Genomic DNA, 14,749 nt, shown 5'->3' with positions numbered 1-14,749 from the left:
CCGATGAACTTCAGTTTTGTCCCTTTGTTTCTGGTTACGCTGATTTTTTTAGGCGTTGTCAGCAACAACAACTCGATTACAATTTCGGCGGCCGTCTTATTGTTGATGCAGCAAACCGCTTTGTCGCAATACATCCCCTTCGTGGAAAAACACGGCTTGCAAGTGGGCATCATTATGCTGACCATCGGCGTATTGAGTCCGCTGGTTTCAGGCAAAATACAGATTCCGCCGCTGTCTGAGTTTCTCAATTTCAAAATGATTGCCGCCGTCCTTATCGGCATCTTCGTCGCTTGGCTTGCCGGACGCGGCGTTCCATTGATGAGCGAACAGCCTGTTTTGGTAACCGGATTATTAATCGGTACTGTCATCGGTGTTGCCTTTGTCGGCGGTATTCCGGTCGGCCCTCTGATTGCCGCCGGCTTATTGTCTTTTGTTGCCGGAAAGGTTTAAAATCCCCTCCTTTAACGCCTCGCCATAGTTCAACGGATAGAACGTATGCCTCCTAAGCGTAAAATACAGGTTCGATTCCTGTTGGCGAGGCCACAGTTTCAATAAAAGCCTTTCATACTTTGAAAGGCTTTTTTTATTATCAATAAATAAGGCCGTCTGAAACTTTTCAGACGGCCTTTTCATTTTGCCAAACCGTTAACCCGGACGACCATCCGAACGCGGACGGATCAACCAAGGAATATATTTCCATGCGTACAATAGCAGAGACACGGCAAACAAAGCGGCGGAGCAACGGATACTGTGTATGTATGCCGTACCGCTCACAAAGGTAGCCAAAACACGGATAACCGTTGCGGCAATCATCAGCCAAAAGGCGACAGGAACCACTTTAGGCGGCGGATAAATAGAGTTGCCGGTATGGCCAAGCGCAGTTCGCGCCATCATACCCAAAGTCAGTACGCCGATACCGCCAACGCCGATGAGGTGCACACCCAAATTCAGGAAACTTGAAATCCAATAAGAAAGACCAACCGCGATCAAGCCCAAGCCTGTAAACAGATAGCCGGCAAACAAAATCCAAAGCATAGGCTCTTTCAGTACGGCTTTATACCACCAGCGGTACACCTGCACGGTAAAAATCACACCGGCAGCAATAGAGAACAAAGCAGCCAATTCCGGCAATATGTTATGAGCCATCATCATAGCAGTCAGCATAGGCAGCCAAAGCGATGCGTGCGCGACCCATTGAGGGCTGGGAATTTGCGGTACGTTCAAACGTTTGGACGTAAAGAACGAGATAATCCGCATACCGATCAAACCGATAAAACCGGCCACCATAATCAAACCGGATTGCAAACCGGTCATCAGCGCGATGGCATCAAACGGCTGCATTTTCATATGGAACGCGAAATGGGTGCCACCTAAAACAAAAATAGCAAATACGGCAACATAGTTGCGCTTGTTTTGAGAACGGATTACCGGCAAAGCCATACACACCGCGCCATACCAGAAAAAGATCGTACCGAATATACCGCTTGCCGTAGCACCCCAGCCGGGAATAAACGCACACAAACGCGCAAGCAGCCAAAATGCAGTCAAACCTGCCAACGCTTTACCACGTGTAGGCGGCTGGCCAGTCCAAGTTGCCACCGCGGTCAGCAAGAATGCAATGACAACCAATCCGGCGTAGCCCCAAATCATTTCATGGGCATGCCAATACAAACCCGGCAATTCAGGCGTACCCTGATAGCCGAAGCCCCAAAGCAATATAGACAATGCGCCATACAAAGCCGCCAACGAGTAAAACGGGCGGAAGGCCATTGCCCACACAGGATGTTTGAACAAATCGTTCATGGTGGTTCCTTCAATTTTTATATCATCATAAGACAGCAACAGAGGCCGTCTGAAACTTTTCAGACGGCCATCGATTCCCTTCCCTATTACACATTTTCAGGCAAAGGCAAAAAAGGTTCAATCGCAGGAAAAAGCTCACGTTCCTCAAAACGCGCATGATCGCGCAAAGTTACCGCAAAATCCTTATTCCATGATTCATTCATATATTCAGGATGAGCCATCATCGCACGCAGCTTGGCATGATCGCCTTCAAAACGCTGCCTCAACGCCGGATCAACCTTATCCCAATACGGCGCAAACATGGTTTCCTCCTCCAAAAAATGTGGCTCAAGCTCCACAAAATGAGAATCCAGCTCCGCTTGATGGTTTTGCTCCGGCGTACGCAGGAGACGGACGCACAACGACAGCGAGCCATGATGCTCACGGGAAAGTTCTATTAATGCAGGGTGGCGTTTCAAGGGTTTCATAAGTTCGTTATAATGGCAACAGTCTATCAAACTGGATTAATTCAAATGTTTCAGATATTATGAAACCCAACCCCACATAAAGTCAAACGGCCCCTCTCCAAGTACTACGCTTTTGACATATAATAAAAATATCTAAAGAGCCAGCCATGTATCTGACCCAACATACCGATTACGGATTGCGCGTATTGGTTTATACCGCCATCAATGATGACACCCTCGTCAATATCAGCACCATTGCCGAGACTTACAATATTTCCAAAAGCCATTTGATGAAAGTGGTTACCTCATTAGTCAAAGGCGGATTTCTGGTCAGCGTGCGCGGCAAAGGTGGCGGTTTGCGCTTGGCGGATGTTCCAGAAAAAATCAACATCGGCGCAGTCGTCCGCCATCTTGAGCCGATGCAGGTTGTCGAATGCATGGGCGATAACAACGAATGCCTCATTACCCCATCCTGCCGACTGACCGGCATCATTACCGGCGCCATCAAAGCCTTCTTCAACCATTTAGATCAATACTCCCTGCAAGATCTTTTGGACAAACCAACCTACGACATACTCTATACCCCGCGTATCCCGATCAACGAAATACGCAGAATGGTTGATTAAGTCTTCAGGCCGTCTGAAAAACAGTCCGGCTATATCAAAATAATCATCAGCCTCTCAATATAGAGGGTGGTATTACTCGGAAAAATAAAAAATGCCGTCTGAAATTAAGATTTTCAAACAGCATTGTTAATTTTAAAATAATAGAAAGATATCGACCAGAGCAAGCAAAAAGTAACTGCTCGCCATTTACTTATTTCCTAATTAAAAAGTACGCCAAGTATCTTCCCAATCAACGTAACGGTCTTTTTCCAATACAAAATTGGGAACGTTATATACCAATCCCGGCTCAGGCGGCTGATAATCAAAATCAAATTTACCCTCAACAACTATAAAGATGTCAATGTGATAAGCCCATTTCGGCCTAAAAAAGCATTCCCTAAATGTGCTTTAACCTTTTGTATCCATTTTATAGGTTGATTTTTATGCTGTTGTTCACATTATATTCCAACCCTTCACAAATCAATAAATACAAAAATGCCCGAAGCCAAAAGCCTCGGGCATTTTTAATATTTGGTGGGTCCGGTGGGTTTCGAACCCACGACCAAGGGATTATGAGTCCCCTGCTCTAACCCCTGAGCTACAGACCCGTCAAGAGTAGAAGCGGATTATAGCATAACTTGTTGCTTATTCAAGATGCCGGGCAAATGTTTCAGACGGCCTGTTGGTTTTCTATTCGGGCATTATGCCGATACGCCCAATGCTTCCCAAACTTTCAAAGCGTCCGATGTTGCTTTGACATCGTGAACACGGATGATTTGCGCGCCTCTAGCCACTGTGGCCAAAGCGGCTGCGACGCTGCCGTGTACGCGTTTGGCAGCATCTTGTTCGCCTGTCAGCTCGCCAATCATACGTTTGCGCGATACGCCAATCAGAAGGGGAAATCCGGTTGCGCCCATCAACTCAGGCAAATGTTTTATCAGGGTGATGTTGTGTTGCAGGTTTTTGCCGAAACCGAAGCCGGGGTCTAGCGTGATGCGTTCAGGGGCAATGCCTGCTTGAACGCATTCTGCCGCACGTGCTTTCAAATAACGCGCGACTTCTTCGACGACATCTTGATATTGCGGATTCAGCTGCATGGTTTTGGGCAAACCCTGCATGTGCATGAGGCACACGCCTGTCTTCGGCTGTTGCGCCAGCAATGCGACTGCGCCTTCATCACTCAATGCGGCAACATCGTTGATAATATCGACGCCGCCTTGCGCCAAGGCTTTTTCCATAATCGCCGTGCGGCGCGTGTCCAAGCTGACGGGAACATTCCACTTGGCGACTTCCACCAAAACTGGCTGCACCCTGGCCCATTCTTCTTCGAGAGAAACATCATCCGAACCCGGGCGCGTAGATTCTCCGCCGATATCGAGAATATCCGCACCGTCTTTCAGCAGCTGCTCGGCATGTGCCAATGCTATTTGGACATTTTGCGAATAGGTGCCGCCATCGGAAAATGAATCGGGGGTCAGATTGACGATGCCCATGATTTTCGGTTTGTCTAAGGCGATTTCAAATCGGCCTGCCTGCCAAATGTGCGTGTTCATAATGCTTCCATTGATGAAATAATAGGATAGAGGCCGTCTGAAACTTTTCAGACGGCCTTTAGGTTTTGACTTCAAAACAGTAAATTACATTCCGCCGTAATTCGGTCCGCTCGCGCCTTCGGGACAAATCCAAGTGATGTTTTGCGTCGGGTCTTTGATGTCGCACGTTTTGCAGTGAACGCAGTTGGCGGCATTGATTTGCAGACGCGGGCTGCCGTTTTCTTCGACGATTTCATATACGCCGGCCGGACAATAGCGGGTTTCGGGCGAGGCATATTCTTTGTAGTTTACGTCTATCATGACCTGAGGATTTTTCAGCACCAAATGGTCGGGCTGGTTTTCTTCGTGCGCAAGGTTGGCAAGGAAAACGCTGCTCAAACGGTCGAAGGTCAAAACGCCGTCGGGCTTCGGATAATCAATCGGCTTGCATTCGGCTGCTTTTTTGAGCTGCTCGTTGTCTTTGCCGTGATGTTTCAAAGTCCAAGGGGCTTTGCCTCTGAAAATCATTTGGTCGATGCCGGTATAGATTGAGCCGAGGTAAACGCCCCATTTGAATGACGGACGGACATTGCGCGCGGCGTAAAGCTCTTGATACAGCCAGCTTTGTTCAAACCGTTGCTGATAATCCGCCGCCTCTTTGCCGCTGTCGAAACCCTCCACTTCTTCGAGGTTTTCCAACAAAGGGAACACGGCTTCTGCGGCAAGCATGGCGGATTTCATGGCCGTATGGATGCCTTTGATGCGCGGCATATTCAGGAAACCTGCGGCATCGCCGACCAAAACGCCGCCTCTGAACGAGAGTTTCGGCAGGCTTTGCAAACCGCCTTCAATCAGCGAACGCGCACCATAAGCGATACGGCGACCGCCTTCGAAGGTTTTGCGGATTTCGGGATGGGTTTTGAAACGTTGGAACTCTTCAAACGGCGACAGATAAGGGTTTTGATAATCCAAGCCGACCACAAAGCCGACAGCGACTTTGTTTTCGTCAAAGTGATAAATAAACGAGCCACCGTAGGTTTTGCTGTCCAACGGCCAGCCTGCGCTGTGCATGACCAAACCGGGCTGATGTTTTTCAGACGGCACTTCCCAAATTTCTTTAATGCCCAAGCCGTAAGTTTGCGGCTCGCTGTTTTGGTCGAGCTTGAATTGTTCAATGACTTGCTTGGAAAGCGAGCCGCGACAGCCTTCGGCAAATATGGTTTGCTGCGCCCAAAGCTCCATGCCTAGCTGGAATGAATCGGTCGGTTTGCCGTCTTTACCCACGCCCATATTGCCGGTCGCAATGCCTTTGACCGAACCGTCTTCGTGATAAAGCACTTCGGCAGCGGCAAAGCCCGGATAAATTTCCACGCCTAAATTTTCCGCCTGCTCTGCCAACCAGCGGACAACTTCGCCCAAGCTGGCAATGTAATTCGCATGGTTGTCGAAATTAGGGGTAATCGGCAGGTTGAACGCTTTTTTCTTGGTCAGGAACACAACCCTGTCTTTCGTCACTGTGCGTGTCAGCGGCGCGCCTTTTTCTTTCCAATCAGGAATCAGCTCATTCAAAGAAATCGGATCGATGATAGCACCGGCAAGCGAGTGGGCACCGGCCTCCGAACCTTTCTCCACCACACAAACGCTGATTTCGCGTCCATTCTTTTCGGCAAGCTGCTTGAGTTTGATGGCGGCGGACAAACCCGACGGGCCTGCGCCGACAATCACGACATCGTATTGCATACTGTCGCGTTCGATGGTTTCTGTCATGGCGGTTCCTGTATTGTCGTTATTGAATTTAATCCGCTAATTATACAGCCTGGACATATAGTTACCAAATACAACAAAAGGCCGTCTGAAACTTTACTCAAATTTCAGACGGCCTTTTACTGTGTTCAAAAGATTATTGCGCTTTGGTTTCCGTTACAAAACCGATTTTGCTGATACCGGCTTCGCGCGCCGCTTGCAGGGCTTGGTTGACATAATCGTATTCAACCGCTTTATCCGCCGCAATCGCCACAATCACATCTTCGTTTTTCGCTTTAGCCTCTTTCAGCTTGGCGGTTACCGTTGCCAAATCCACTTTGGTATCCGAATCGCCGCCAACGACATAAGCACCACTGGCATCAATACTCAAACGCAAAGGATCTTTAGGCTGTTGCTTATCCTCTTTCGCCGCTTTTTCCGAAGCAGTCGGCAACTCCAAAGGAATCGAGTGGGTCAGTACCGGCATGGTAATCATAAATACAATCAGCAACACCAGCATCACGTCCACCAAAGGTGTAACGTTGATATCCGACATCGGCGCATCATCGCCGGAATTCATTGATCCGAAAGCCATGGTTTAATCCTTTTGGTTCAGAAAGCGGACATGCAGGTCATGTGCAAATGCGTCCATATCTTGCGCGATGGTTTTTGTACCGCGATTGAGGAAGTTGTACGCCAATACGGCCGGAATCGCTACAAACAGGCCGACAGCAGTCGATACCAAAGCTTCGCCAATCGGACCGGCTACCGCAGCAATGCTCATTTGGCCGCTTTCGCTGATGCCGATCAGGGCATGGTAAATACCCCAAACCGTACCCAACAGGCCGATAAACGGAGCGGTTGCACCGATAGAGGCCAAAGCGGTCATACCGTAGTCGAACTGGCGCATGGTTTGGGTCAAACTGTTACGGATGTGAACGACCAAGTATTCATTCAAAGGCAATTCGTCAATCAGCGATTTGCTTGTCGTTTGACGGTAGTTTTGGTATGCGCGCAGAGACTCATCGGCAACACGGCTCATCGGTGCTTCTACCGCTTTGGCTTTTTGTACGGCATCAGCCAGCGTAAACGCATTCAGCATCAACTCTTTTACCTGAGCATTGCCTTTTTTCGCTTTGCGGTATTTGATGCAGCGAATCACGATGACGCTCCAAGTCACCACACTCATCAACAACATCAGGACAAATACACCAATCAGTACCACATCACCTGATTTGAAAACTAAACTTAAATCCATAATTTTTCCAAGTTAAAAATAAAATTAAAATTTCTATCGGGTCATTTAAAATTATTTCCCAACAGCATATATTTTCCAATCAATCAGCTTAGGCCTAGATACTTATTCGAGCGTGAATTTGACAGGTACTTTAAATTCAGTCCAAACGCTTGCATTACAGCTACCATCTTTAACGGCTTTACGCGCTGCATTATCCAGACGACTATAACCACTTGATTTATTCACACTGATTGAATCCACTTTACCGCCGGGACCAACCAAGACTTTCAAAACAACCAAGCCCTCTTCACCATTTTCAGTGGATAGTGAAGGATACGGAGGTCTTGGAATATGGCAGGTTCCTTTTGCAGGATTGCCTTTACTGCTGCCGGCACCTGTACCGCTGCCACCACCTCCGCCACCGGTACCGGAGCCATGTTCGCCTTTCGCACCGCCGCTGCCGGATCCGCTGCCTTCGCCACGGCCGCTACCTGTACCTTTCGTACCGCCACCGTTGCCTTTTCCTTCTCCGCTCAAGGCTTTGCCTTCGCCGTTGCCTTTACCGTTTTCAGCAGTATTCGACCCGGTTTTGCTGCCTGAGTGTTCAGATGCTTTGGGAGATGGTTTAGGTTCTGCCTTCGGCTCTGGTTTTGGTTCAGGTTTTGGCTCGGGCTTCGGCTCTGGTTTAGGTTCCGGCTTAGGCTCGGGCTTAGGTTTCTCGATAGGTTTCGGTTTTTCCTTTTGCTGTACGATATCCGCTTTTTCTTTTTTCGTTACCACAGGTTTGATAACAGGTTTGGGCGGCTCGACAGGCTTAGGTTTGGGCTTCGGCTTGGGTTTTGGTTGTTCGGGGGTAGGCTCGGGGGCGGCAGGTGCGCCTTCGCCTTCAGGGCTGCCGTCGCCACCGCCGAAATCGCCCAAATCGACAAATTCAATATTCGCCATTTCGACAGGAGGCGGTTTGTGCGCGTGCCATAAAAGTGCAACCAAACCGACGTGAATCAACGCAACGGAAGTCACGACGGCTGGAGTTAAAATTCGTTTTTTATCCATAATTCCGTTATGTTAATAGCAACAATTCCCGTTTGCAAGTCGTTTTACAGTCAAAATAAGCATTAATGCTTATATAGAAAGTTTATAGACCTGCTGTTTTAAAGGCTGCATATCATAATATGATATTAGCTCTCATTACTAATATTATCAAACAAGCGGTCATCTGAAAAGATAAACGGTATTGCAGAAGCCATCGTCTCTTACAATCTTTATGCCATCCGCACATCAGACCAATATTGAAACCTCATCAGACCGATAAAAATTCAAATGGTTTCAAACCATCTACATTTTTACCATTAATAAGACATCAGGCCGTCTGAAAACATTCTTTCAGACGGCCTGACTCAAACCAAATTATTTTTTCCGTTTCGCCCTTGGGTGCGCTTCATCATAAACGCGCGCCAAATGGTCAAAGTCCAGCTTCGTATAAACTTGCGTAGCAGAAAGATTGCTGTGTCCCAACAATTCCTGCACAGCGCGGATATCGCCCGATGCCTGCAAAAGATGGGTCGCATAGCTGTGGCGCATCATGTGCGGTGAAATATGGCTGGCACTGCCCACGCGCACTGCCCACGCCTGCAGGCGTTTTTGGATTTGACGTTGCCCCAGCCTGCCGCCGTTCTTATTGGTAAACAATGCCTGCTCGCCTTCTTTGGCAATACGCACCGCCAAATAATCGCGCAATGCCGCAATGCTTTTAGCCACCAAAGGCACTTGCCGTTGCTTGCCGCCTTTACCCTTCACACTGACCCAGCCTTCGTCCAAAACAATACCGTCCAGATTCAAACCTTGTATCTCGCTCAGGCGCAAACCGCTACCATACATCAATTCAAACATGGCCTTATCGCGCACGTCCAACTCGTCATCAACAGGCGCATGGTCAAGGATATGGTTTAAAGGTTCTTGCGGCAGTGCTTTGGGCAGGCGTTCGGGCAGGCGCGGTGCTTTCATATTAAATGTCGGGTCGCTTTCCATGACTTCTATCTGCACCAGCCAACTGCAATACTGCCGCCATACCGACAATTTCCGCGCCAAGCTGCTTTCGCTCAAGCCCTTTTGCGACAGCTTTTTCAATACCGCCACAAAATCGCGGCGCGTCGGCAGGCTGTTTTCAAGATTATCGGGCAACAGGTGCATCAATTCACTCAAATCGCGCCGATAAGCGGAAACGGTATGCTCCGACTTGCCTTGTTGCAGCAAGGTTTTCAGATAGCGTTCAAGATGAAGCGCAAAATTGCTTGATTCCGCCATTTCAGACGGCCTCCAATGCCGTTTTCAATGCCGAAGGCAGACGGCAAACTCGTTGCTTGCCATAATCGAAACACACCATGCCTGTCTGCACTTTCGCCAACACAAGGCCGTCTGAAATCCTGCGGATACAGTACAGCAAAGAAAAGCCCACTCCGGCCACGCCCGCCGCCCCCATTTCTACCGACAGCTCATCGCCATGATGACCTTGCACCAAATACTGCACCGCCGCATCTGCCATAATCAGGCCTGCCCCTCCGGCATCCATTTCGCTCCAACCCAATGCCGCAAGCCAACGCATCCGCACTTCATGGCACAAACGCAACACCGCATCGTTCGCCAGATGGCCGCCATAGTTCACATCGCCCACCTGCACCGTCAAGGCCGTCTGAAACAAAGGCTTATCACACTCGGCCACCAAAATCCTATCCATTTTGCACACCCGTTTTCAATACCACGCCATTATAAACCGAGACCCTGTTCGTTAATATATAAAAACAATGTAACAGCTTGTAGTCTTTCATTTCAAAAAACATTATAATTTATCGGATAAATTTACCCTTCACTACCTCAGGAGCTCCTCATGGCACTCGTATCCATGCGCCAATTATTGGATCATGCAGCCGAAAACAGCTACGGTCTGCCCGCATTCAACGTTAACAACCTCGAACAGATGCGCGCCATCATGGAGGCGGCCGACCAAGTCAACGCCCCCGTTATCGTTCAAGCATCCGCAGGCGCACGCAAATACGCAGGTGCCCCATTCCTGCGCCATCTGATTTTGGCCGCAGTCGAAGAATTCCCGCACATCCCTGTCGTAATGCACCAAGACCACGGCGCATCTCCTGATGTGTGCCAACGCTCCATCCAACTGGGCTTCTCCTCCGTGATGATGGACGGCTCGCTGATGGAAGACGGCAAAACCCCTTCTTCTTACGAATACAACGTCAACGCCACCCGTACCGTGGTCAACTTCTCCCACGCTTGCGGCGTGTCCGTTGAAGGCGAAATCGGCGTATTGGGCAACCTGGAAACCGGCGAAGCCGGTGAGGAAGACGGCGTAGGCGCAGTGGGTAAACTTTCCCACGACCAAATGCTGACCAGCGTTGAAGATGCCGTACGTTTCGTTAAAGATACCGGCGTTGACGCCCTGGCTATTGCCGTTGGCACCAGCCACGGCGCATACAAATTTACCCGTCCGCCCACAGGCGATGTATTGCGTATCGACCGCATCAAAGAAATCCACCAAGCCCTGCCGAACACCCACATCGTGATGCACGGCTCCAGCTCCGTTCCGCAAGAATGGCTGAAAGTCATCAACGAACACGGCGGCAAAATCGGTGAAACCTACGGCGTACCGGTTGAAGAAATCGTCGAAGGCATCAAACACGGCGTGCGCAAAGTCAACATCGATACCGACTTGCGCCTCGCCTCTACCGGTGCCATCCGCCGCTTCATGGCAGAAAACCCATCCGAATTCGACCCGCGCAAATACTTGAGCAAAACCGTCGAAGCCATGAAACAAATCTGTCTTGACCGCTACCTCGCATTCGGTTGCGAAGGCCAAGCCGACAAAATCAAACCGATTTCTTTGGAAAAAATGGCAACCAAATACGCCAAAGGCGAATTGAACCAAATCGTTAAATAATCCGTATATCGGATTCACACTAAGGCCGTCTGAAACCTTATTGCCAAGTTTTCAGACGGCCTTAGCTTTTGGGAAATTTATAGTAAAATCCTCCGCCGACCACACATCAAAACACATCAAAACACATCGAAAACAAATATGAAACTCGCCGTTATTTTGCCGGCCTATTGTGCCGAAGCTTATTTGCCCGAATGCTTGGATTCGGTATTGAATCAAACATTCCGCGACTTTTTCGTCATCGCCATCAACGATGCTTCAACAGATAAAACCGGCGAAATCCTCGAAGCTTACGCAGCCAAAGATTCACGTTTGCAGGTTTTCCACCTTCCGGAAAACAAGGGCGAGCCGTTTGCCTACCAATTTGCCATGGATATGCTCAAAGACGTAGAGGTCGAATATGTGGCACGAATGGACGCGGACGATATTTGCGCCTTGGATCGTTTTGAAAAACAGATTCAGTTTTTAGACAGCCACCCCGAAATCGATATTGTCGGCAGCCAAGCCACCATCTTTTTCGACGACCAAACCGGAAGAGAACCCGTTTTAAGCGACCTCCCCCTGCTCGACAAAGATATTAAAGCCTTTCTCTCCTTTGCCGCTCAAAACATGTTCAACCCCACCACCATGTGGCGGCACGACAGCATTAAAAACCTTAAGATAAACTACACCTCAACAGAAACCGCGCCCGATTTCCATATGTGGGTGCAATGCGCCCTACATGGCAAAACCTTTGCCAACCTGCCCGAGTCTTTGTTGTCTTACAGGATACACACAGCTCAAGAAAGCAAAAAAAAGACAAAATCAACCGATCCGTCCAATACACCATGGAATTGTGGTTCAGCCACCTTTTCCCTGAATTAAACCCAGTAGAAGTCACCCTCTTAAGCCGAATCTTGCATGAAAAGCAACTGCGTTTAACCACTGAAGAGCTGAAAACCATTTTTGCCGCTTATGACAGAATCAGCAAAGACCGCAGCATTTCATTGTTTGGCGAAGACCGCAATACAATGTTCGGTATGATAGACAAGTTCTTCAATTTCTTAAAAAGCCGGTTGAAATTCACTTAAATCATAAAAGGCCGTCTGAAACCTCGGTTTCAGACGGCCTTTATCTATTTCAAAATCAATCTAAATCAGAACAAGCCGTGAATCACGCCTTCTGCGTCCACATCGATTTTCTCGGCAGCCGGAACTTTCGGCAGACCCGGCATTTTCATCATATTGCCGCACAATGCAACGATGAAGCCTGCACCGGAAGAAACGGTAATGCCGCGCACGGTAATGCGGAAGCCTTCAGGGCAGCCCAAGAGTTTGGCGTTGTCGCTCAAAGAATATTGGGTTTTCGCCATGCAGACCGGCATTTTGTCCAAGCCCAGTTTTTCCAGTGAAGCGATTTCGGCAGACGCTTCCGCGCTGAAATCGACATCTTCCGCGCCGTACACTTTTTGGGCGATGGTGCGGATTTTGTCTTTAATGCTCAACTCAACATCGTAGGCAAAATTGAAGTTGTTCGGTTGATTTTCGATAGCGTTAACGACTTTGTGCGCCAAGTCTGCGCCACCCGCGCCGCCTTTGCCCCATACTTCGGTCAGGGAAACTTCAACGCCGTGTTCCGCACAAGCTTTTTCAATCATGGCCAACTCGGCATCGGAGTCGGACACGAAGCGGTTGATGGCAACCACCACAGGCAGGCCGAACACGTTTTTCAGGTTGGAAATGTGTTTCAGCAGATTAGGCAGGCCTTTTGCCAATGCGTCGAGGTTTTCTTCGCCGAGGTTGGCACGCTCGACGCCGCCGTTGTATTTCAAAGCGCGGACAGTGGCCACGACAACAGCCGCATCAGGTTTCAAATCCGCCAGACGGCATTTGATGTCGCAGAATTTTTCCGCGCCCAAATCCGCGCCGAAACCTGCTTCGGTTACGGCGTAGTCGGCAAGGTGTTTCGCCAGACGGGTGGCGGTAACGGAGTTGCAGCCGTGGGCGATGTTGGCGAACGGGCCGCCGTGTACGAAGGCGGGCGTGCCTTCGATGGTTTGCACCAAGTTAGGCTTGATGGCGTCTTTGAGCAATGCCGCCATCGCGCCGTGGGCTTTCAAATCTTTGGCGTAAACGGGGCTGCCGTCTTTGGCGTAGGCGACGAGGATGTTGCCCAAACGCTCTTTCAAATCGCTGATGTCTTTGGCGAGGCAGAATACCGCCATGACTTCGGAGGCGACGGTGATGTCGAAGCCGTCGGGACGAATCACGCCGTCAACGGGTTTGCCCATGCCGTCGATGATGTTGCGCAACTGGCGGTCGTTCATATCGACCACGCGACGCCACAGCACGCGTTTCGGATCAATATTCAACTCGTTGCCTTGGTAGATATGGTTGTCGAGCATGGCGGCAAGCAAGTTATTCGCCGCACCGATGGCGTGAAAGTCACCGGTAAAGTGCAGGTTGATGTCTTCCATCGGCAAAACTTGGGCATAGCCGCCGCCTGCCGCACCGCCTTTAACACCAAACACCGGACCCAAAGAAGGCTCGCGCAGGGCGATCACCGAGTCTTTGCCGATGTGGCGCAACGCGTCCGCCAAACCGATGGTTACAGTGGTTTTGCCTTCGCCCGCCGGAGTCGGGTTGATGGCGGTAACCAAAATCAGACGGCCTTGTTTTTGCGGCAGTTTGAACGCCTCGGCAGGATTGATTTTAGCTTTGTAATGGCCGTAGGGTTCGATGTTGTCAACGTTCAAACCCAGCTTGGCGGCAATTTCACCAATCGGGCGCATGGTGGAAGACTGGGCAATTTCAGCATCGGTTTTGAAGCTCATGATTTTCCTTTATTGATAGAGGGAAAGGCCGTCTGAAACAATATAATAAAGACGGCTGGAAGAAAAAGAATATTAGTTCTATTATAGCGTTTTCCAAAGATAAACCGCAGTGAAAATTTCGATATTTCATCAACAAGCAGATTCATATTGTCAACAATTTGAAACAAAGGAATAAAACATGAGCAGCAACGCATGGCTGTTTTGGGCATTGGCATCGGCAGGCTTCGCCTCATTGACTGCCATTTTCGCCAAAATGGGTTTACAGGGCATAGATTCGGATTTCGCCACCTTTATCCGCACCTTGGTCATCCTCGCCGCTTTGGTACTGTTTTTAACCTACACCGGCAAATGGCAGGGCGTGAACGGCTTTACTGGTCGTAACTGGACATTCCTCATCCTATCCGGCCTCGCCACCGGCGCTTCTTGGCTCGCCTACTTCAAAGCCCTGCAACTGGGCAACGCCTCGCAAGTCGCACCCGTCGACAAATTCAGCCTGGTCTTAGTCGCCCTGATGGCCGTCGTTTTCTTAGACGAACGGCCAAGCACGCAGGAGTGGGTAGGCTTAGGCTTGGTAACCGCAGGCGTATTGACTTTGACTTTGAAACGATAAAAATTGGGACATCAA

At 49.5% G+C, this 14,749-nt stretch carries 16 protein-coding genes and 2 tRNA genes; 7 read left to right on the top strand and 11 right to left on the bottom strand.

From position 1 onward, the window contains the following. Positions 1 to 3 precede the first annotated feature (3 nt). A complete protein-coding gene (locus ACTHTQ_RS03640) occupies positions 4 to 450 on the top strand; it encodes a DUF441 domain-containing protein (protein WP_070589384.1) in 447 nt (148 codons plus the stop codon). Between the two features lie 18 nt (positions 451 to 468). After that, positions 469 to 543, top strand: a tRNA-Arg gene (locus ACTHTQ_RS03635). Between the two features lie 102 nt (positions 544 to 645). On the opposite strand, the gene ACTHTQ_RS03630 is transcribed toward ACTHTQ_RS03635, so the two are convergent. Together ACTHTQ_RS03630 and ACTHTQ_RS03625 are read right to left on the bottom strand one after the other, a co-directional pair. Then, positions 646 to 1,803: an NnrS family protein gene (locus ACTHTQ_RS03630; protein ID WP_003680098.1), complete on the bottom strand. Its 1,158-nt coding sequence runs from the start codon at positions 1,801 to 1,803 to the stop codon at positions 646 to 648. An 86-nt stretch (positions 1,804 to 1,889) separates the two neighbouring features. Then, a complete protein-coding gene (locus tag ACTHTQ_RS03625; protein WP_440363121.1) occupies positions 1,890 to 2,270 on the bottom strand; it encodes a hemerythrin domain-containing protein in 381 nt (126 codons plus the stop codon). Positions 2,271 to 2,416: 146 nt separating this feature from the next. Here ACTHTQ_RS03625 and ACTHTQ_RS03620 point away from each other — a divergent pair, with 146 nt between their 5' ends. Beyond that, the gene (locus ACTHTQ_RS03620; protein ID WP_049328858.1) at positions 2,417 to 2,875 is read left to right on the top strand and encodes an RrF2 family transcriptional regulator; all 459 of its coding nucleotides are present in this window, start codon (positions 2,417 to 2,419) and stop codon (positions 2,873 to 2,875) included. A 511-nt stretch (positions 2,876 to 3,386) separates the two neighbouring features. Here ACTHTQ_RS03620 and ACTHTQ_RS03615 read toward each other — a convergent pair. The 8 genes from ACTHTQ_RS03615 to ACTHTQ_RS03580 all read right to left on the bottom strand — a co-directional run bounded on the left by ACTHTQ_RS03615 (position 3,387) and on the right by ACTHTQ_RS03580 (position 10,100). Further along, a tRNA-Ile gene (locus tag ACTHTQ_RS03615) sits at positions 3,387 to 3,462 on the bottom strand. Between the two features lie 93 nt (positions 3,463 to 3,555). Beyond that, positions 3,556 to 4,407: a dihydropteroate synthase gene (folP, locus tag ACTHTQ_RS03610; RefSeq protein ID WP_440363120.1), complete on the bottom strand. Its 852-nt coding sequence runs from the start codon at positions 4,405 to 4,407 to the stop codon at positions 3,556 to 3,558. An 84-nt stretch (positions 4,408 to 4,491) separates the two neighbouring features. After that, the gene (locus tag ACTHTQ_RS03605) at positions 4,492 to 6,153 is read right to left on the bottom strand and encodes an electron transfer flavoprotein-ubiquinone oxidoreductase (RefSeq protein ID WP_440363119.1); all 1,662 of its coding nucleotides are present in this window, start codon (positions 6,151 to 6,153) and stop codon (positions 4,492 to 4,494) included. A gap of 133 nt (positions 6,154 to 6,286) precedes the next feature. Next, the gene (locus ACTHTQ_RS03600; protein ID WP_003686804.1) at positions 6,287 to 6,724 is read right to left on the bottom strand and encodes an ExbD/TolR family protein; all 438 of its coding nucleotides are present in this window, start codon (positions 6,722 to 6,724) and stop codon (positions 6,287 to 6,289) included. A 3-nt stretch (positions 6,725 to 6,727) separates the two neighbouring features. Beyond that, the gene (locus ACTHTQ_RS03595; RefSeq protein WP_440363118.1) at positions 6,728 to 7,387 is read right to left on the bottom strand and encodes a MotA/TolQ/ExbB proton channel family protein; all 660 of its coding nucleotides are present in this window, start codon (positions 7,385 to 7,387) and stop codon (positions 6,728 to 6,730) included. 102 nt (positions 7,388 to 7,489) lie between these two features. Beyond that, on the bottom strand, positions 7,490 to 8,419 hold the full coding sequence (locus ACTHTQ_RS03590; RefSeq protein ID WP_070630610.1) for an energy transducer TonB: 930 nt from the start codon (positions 8,417 to 8,419) through the stop codon (positions 7,490 to 7,492). Positions 8,420 to 8,773: 354 nt separating this feature from the next. Next, complete coding sequence (locus ACTHTQ_RS03585) at positions 8,774 to 9,670, bottom strand: tyrosine recombinase XerC (RefSeq protein WP_440363117.1); 897 nt, start codon at positions 9,668 to 9,670, stop codon at positions 8,774 to 8,776. 1 nt (position 9,671) lies between these two features. Continuing rightward, positions 9,672 to 10,100: an acyl-CoA thioesterase gene (locus tag ACTHTQ_RS03580; protein ID WP_440363116.1), complete on the bottom strand. Its 429-nt coding sequence runs from the start codon at positions 10,098 to 10,100 to the stop codon at positions 9,672 to 9,674. A 150-nt stretch (positions 10,101 to 10,250) separates the two neighbouring features. Here ACTHTQ_RS03580 and fba point away from each other — a divergent pair, with 150 nt between their 5' ends. The 3 genes from fba (at position 10,251) to ACTHTQ_RS03565 (ending at position 12,382) form a co-directional block, all read left to right on the top strand. Further along, on the top strand, positions 10,251 to 11,315 hold the full coding sequence (fba, locus tag ACTHTQ_RS03575; RefSeq protein ID WP_003686828.1) for a class II fructose-bisphosphate aldolase: 1,065 nt from the start codon (positions 10,251 to 10,253) through the stop codon (positions 11,313 to 11,315). A 138-nt stretch (positions 11,316 to 11,453) separates the two neighbouring features. Then, complete coding sequence (locus ACTHTQ_RS03570; protein WP_440363115.1) at positions 11,454 to 12,176, top strand: glycosyltransferase family 2 protein; 723 nt, start codon at positions 11,454 to 11,456, stop codon at positions 12,174 to 12,176. Continuing rightward, a complete protein-coding gene (locus ACTHTQ_RS03565; protein ID WP_440363114.1) occupies positions 12,140 to 12,382 on the top strand; it encodes a hypothetical protein in 243 nt (80 codons plus the stop codon). Before ACTHTQ_RS03570 ends, ACTHTQ_RS03565 begins: the two co-directional genes overlap by 37 nt. Positions 12,383 to 12,447: 65 nt before the next feature. Here ACTHTQ_RS03565 and ACTHTQ_RS03560 read toward each other — a convergent pair whose 3' ends face one another. After that, complete coding sequence (locus ACTHTQ_RS03560) at positions 12,448 to 14,124, bottom strand: formate--tetrahydrofolate ligase (RefSeq protein ID WP_440363113.1); 1,677 nt, start codon at positions 14,122 to 14,124, stop codon at positions 12,448 to 12,450. A gap of 178 nt (positions 14,125 to 14,302) precedes the next feature. Here ACTHTQ_RS03560 and ACTHTQ_RS03555 point away from each other — a divergent pair, with 178 nt between their 5' ends. Next, entirely contained in the window at positions 14,303 to 14,734 is a 432-nt protein-coding gene (locus ACTHTQ_RS03555) for an EamA family transporter (protein ID WP_440363112.1), read from the top strand. The last annotated feature ends 15 nt before the right edge of the window (positions 14,735 to 14,749 follow it).

It is taken from the genome of Neisseria sp. P0020.S003, from assembly GCF_051957095.1.
GTDB lineage: Bacteria > Pseudomonadota > Gammaproteobacteria > Burkholderiales > Neisseriaceae > Neisseria > Neisseria subflava.
The sequence above is the reverse complement of the archived record's forward strand: the minus strand, read 5'-3'. Positions and strand labels throughout refer to the sequence as shown.

Excerpts from the sequence above, each read along its gene's own strand:
- ACTHTQ_RS03565 (WP_440363114.1), top strand. The coding sequence starts at position 12,140 with ATGGAATTGTGGTTCAGCCACCTTTTCCCTGAATTAAACCCAGTAGAA.
- ACTHTQ_RS03625 (WP_440363121.1), bottom strand. The coding sequence starts at position 2,270 with ATGAAACCCTTGAAACGCCACCCTGCATTAATAGAACTTTCCCGTGAG.
- folP (WP_440363120.1), bottom strand. The coding sequence starts at position 4,407 with ATGAACACGCACATTTGGCAGGCAGGCCGATTTGAAATCGCCTTAGAC.
- ACTHTQ_RS03595 (WP_440363118.1), bottom strand. The coding sequence starts at position 7,387 with ATGGATTTAAGTTTAGTTTTCAAATCAGGTGATGTGGTACTGATTGGT.
- ACTHTQ_RS03620 (WP_049328858.1), top strand. The coding sequence starts at position 2,417 with ATGTATCTGACCCAACATACCGATTACGGATTGCGCGTATTGGTTTAT.
- ACTHTQ_RS03560 (WP_440363113.1), bottom strand. The coding sequence starts at position 14,124 with ATGAGCTTCAAAACCGATGCTGAAATTGCCCAGTCTTCCACCATGCGC.
- ACTHTQ_RS03605 (WP_440363119.1), bottom strand. The coding sequence starts at position 6,153 with ATGACAGAAACCATCGAACGCGACAGTATGCAATACGATGTCGTGATT.
- fba (WP_003686828.1), top strand. The coding sequence starts at position 10,251 with ATGGCACTCGTATCCATGCGCCAATTATTGGATCATGCAGCCGAAAAC.
- ACTHTQ_RS03555 (WP_440363112.1), top strand. The coding sequence starts at position 14,303 with ATGAGCAGCAACGCATGGCTGTTTTGGGCATTGGCATCGGCAGGCTTC.
- ACTHTQ_RS03640 (WP_070589384.1), top strand. The coding sequence starts at position 4 with ATGAACTTCAGTTTTGTCCCTTTGTTTCTGGTTACGCTGATTTTTTTA.
- ACTHTQ_RS03600 (WP_003686804.1), bottom strand. The coding sequence starts at position 6,724 with ATGGCTTTCGGATCAATGAATTCCGGCGATGATGCGCCGATGTCGGAT.
- ACTHTQ_RS03630 (WP_003680098.1), bottom strand. The coding sequence starts at position 1,803 with ATGAACGATTTGTTCAAACATCCTGTGTGGGCAATGGCCTTCCGCCCG.
- ACTHTQ_RS03590 (WP_070630610.1), bottom strand. The coding sequence starts at position 8,419 with ATGGATAAAAAACGAATTTTAACTCCAGCCGTCGTGACTTCCGTTGCG.
- ACTHTQ_RS03570 (WP_440363115.1), top strand. The coding sequence starts at position 11,454 with ATGAAACTCGCCGTTATTTTGCCGGCCTATTGTGCCGAAGCTTATTTG.
- ACTHTQ_RS03580 (WP_440363116.1), bottom strand. The coding sequence starts at position 10,100 with ATGGATAGGATTTTGGTGGCCGAGTGTGATAAGCCTTTGTTTCAGACG.
- ACTHTQ_RS03585 (WP_440363117.1), bottom strand. The coding sequence starts at position 9,670 with ATGGCGGAATCAAGCAATTTTGCGCTTCATCTTGAACGCTATCTGAAA.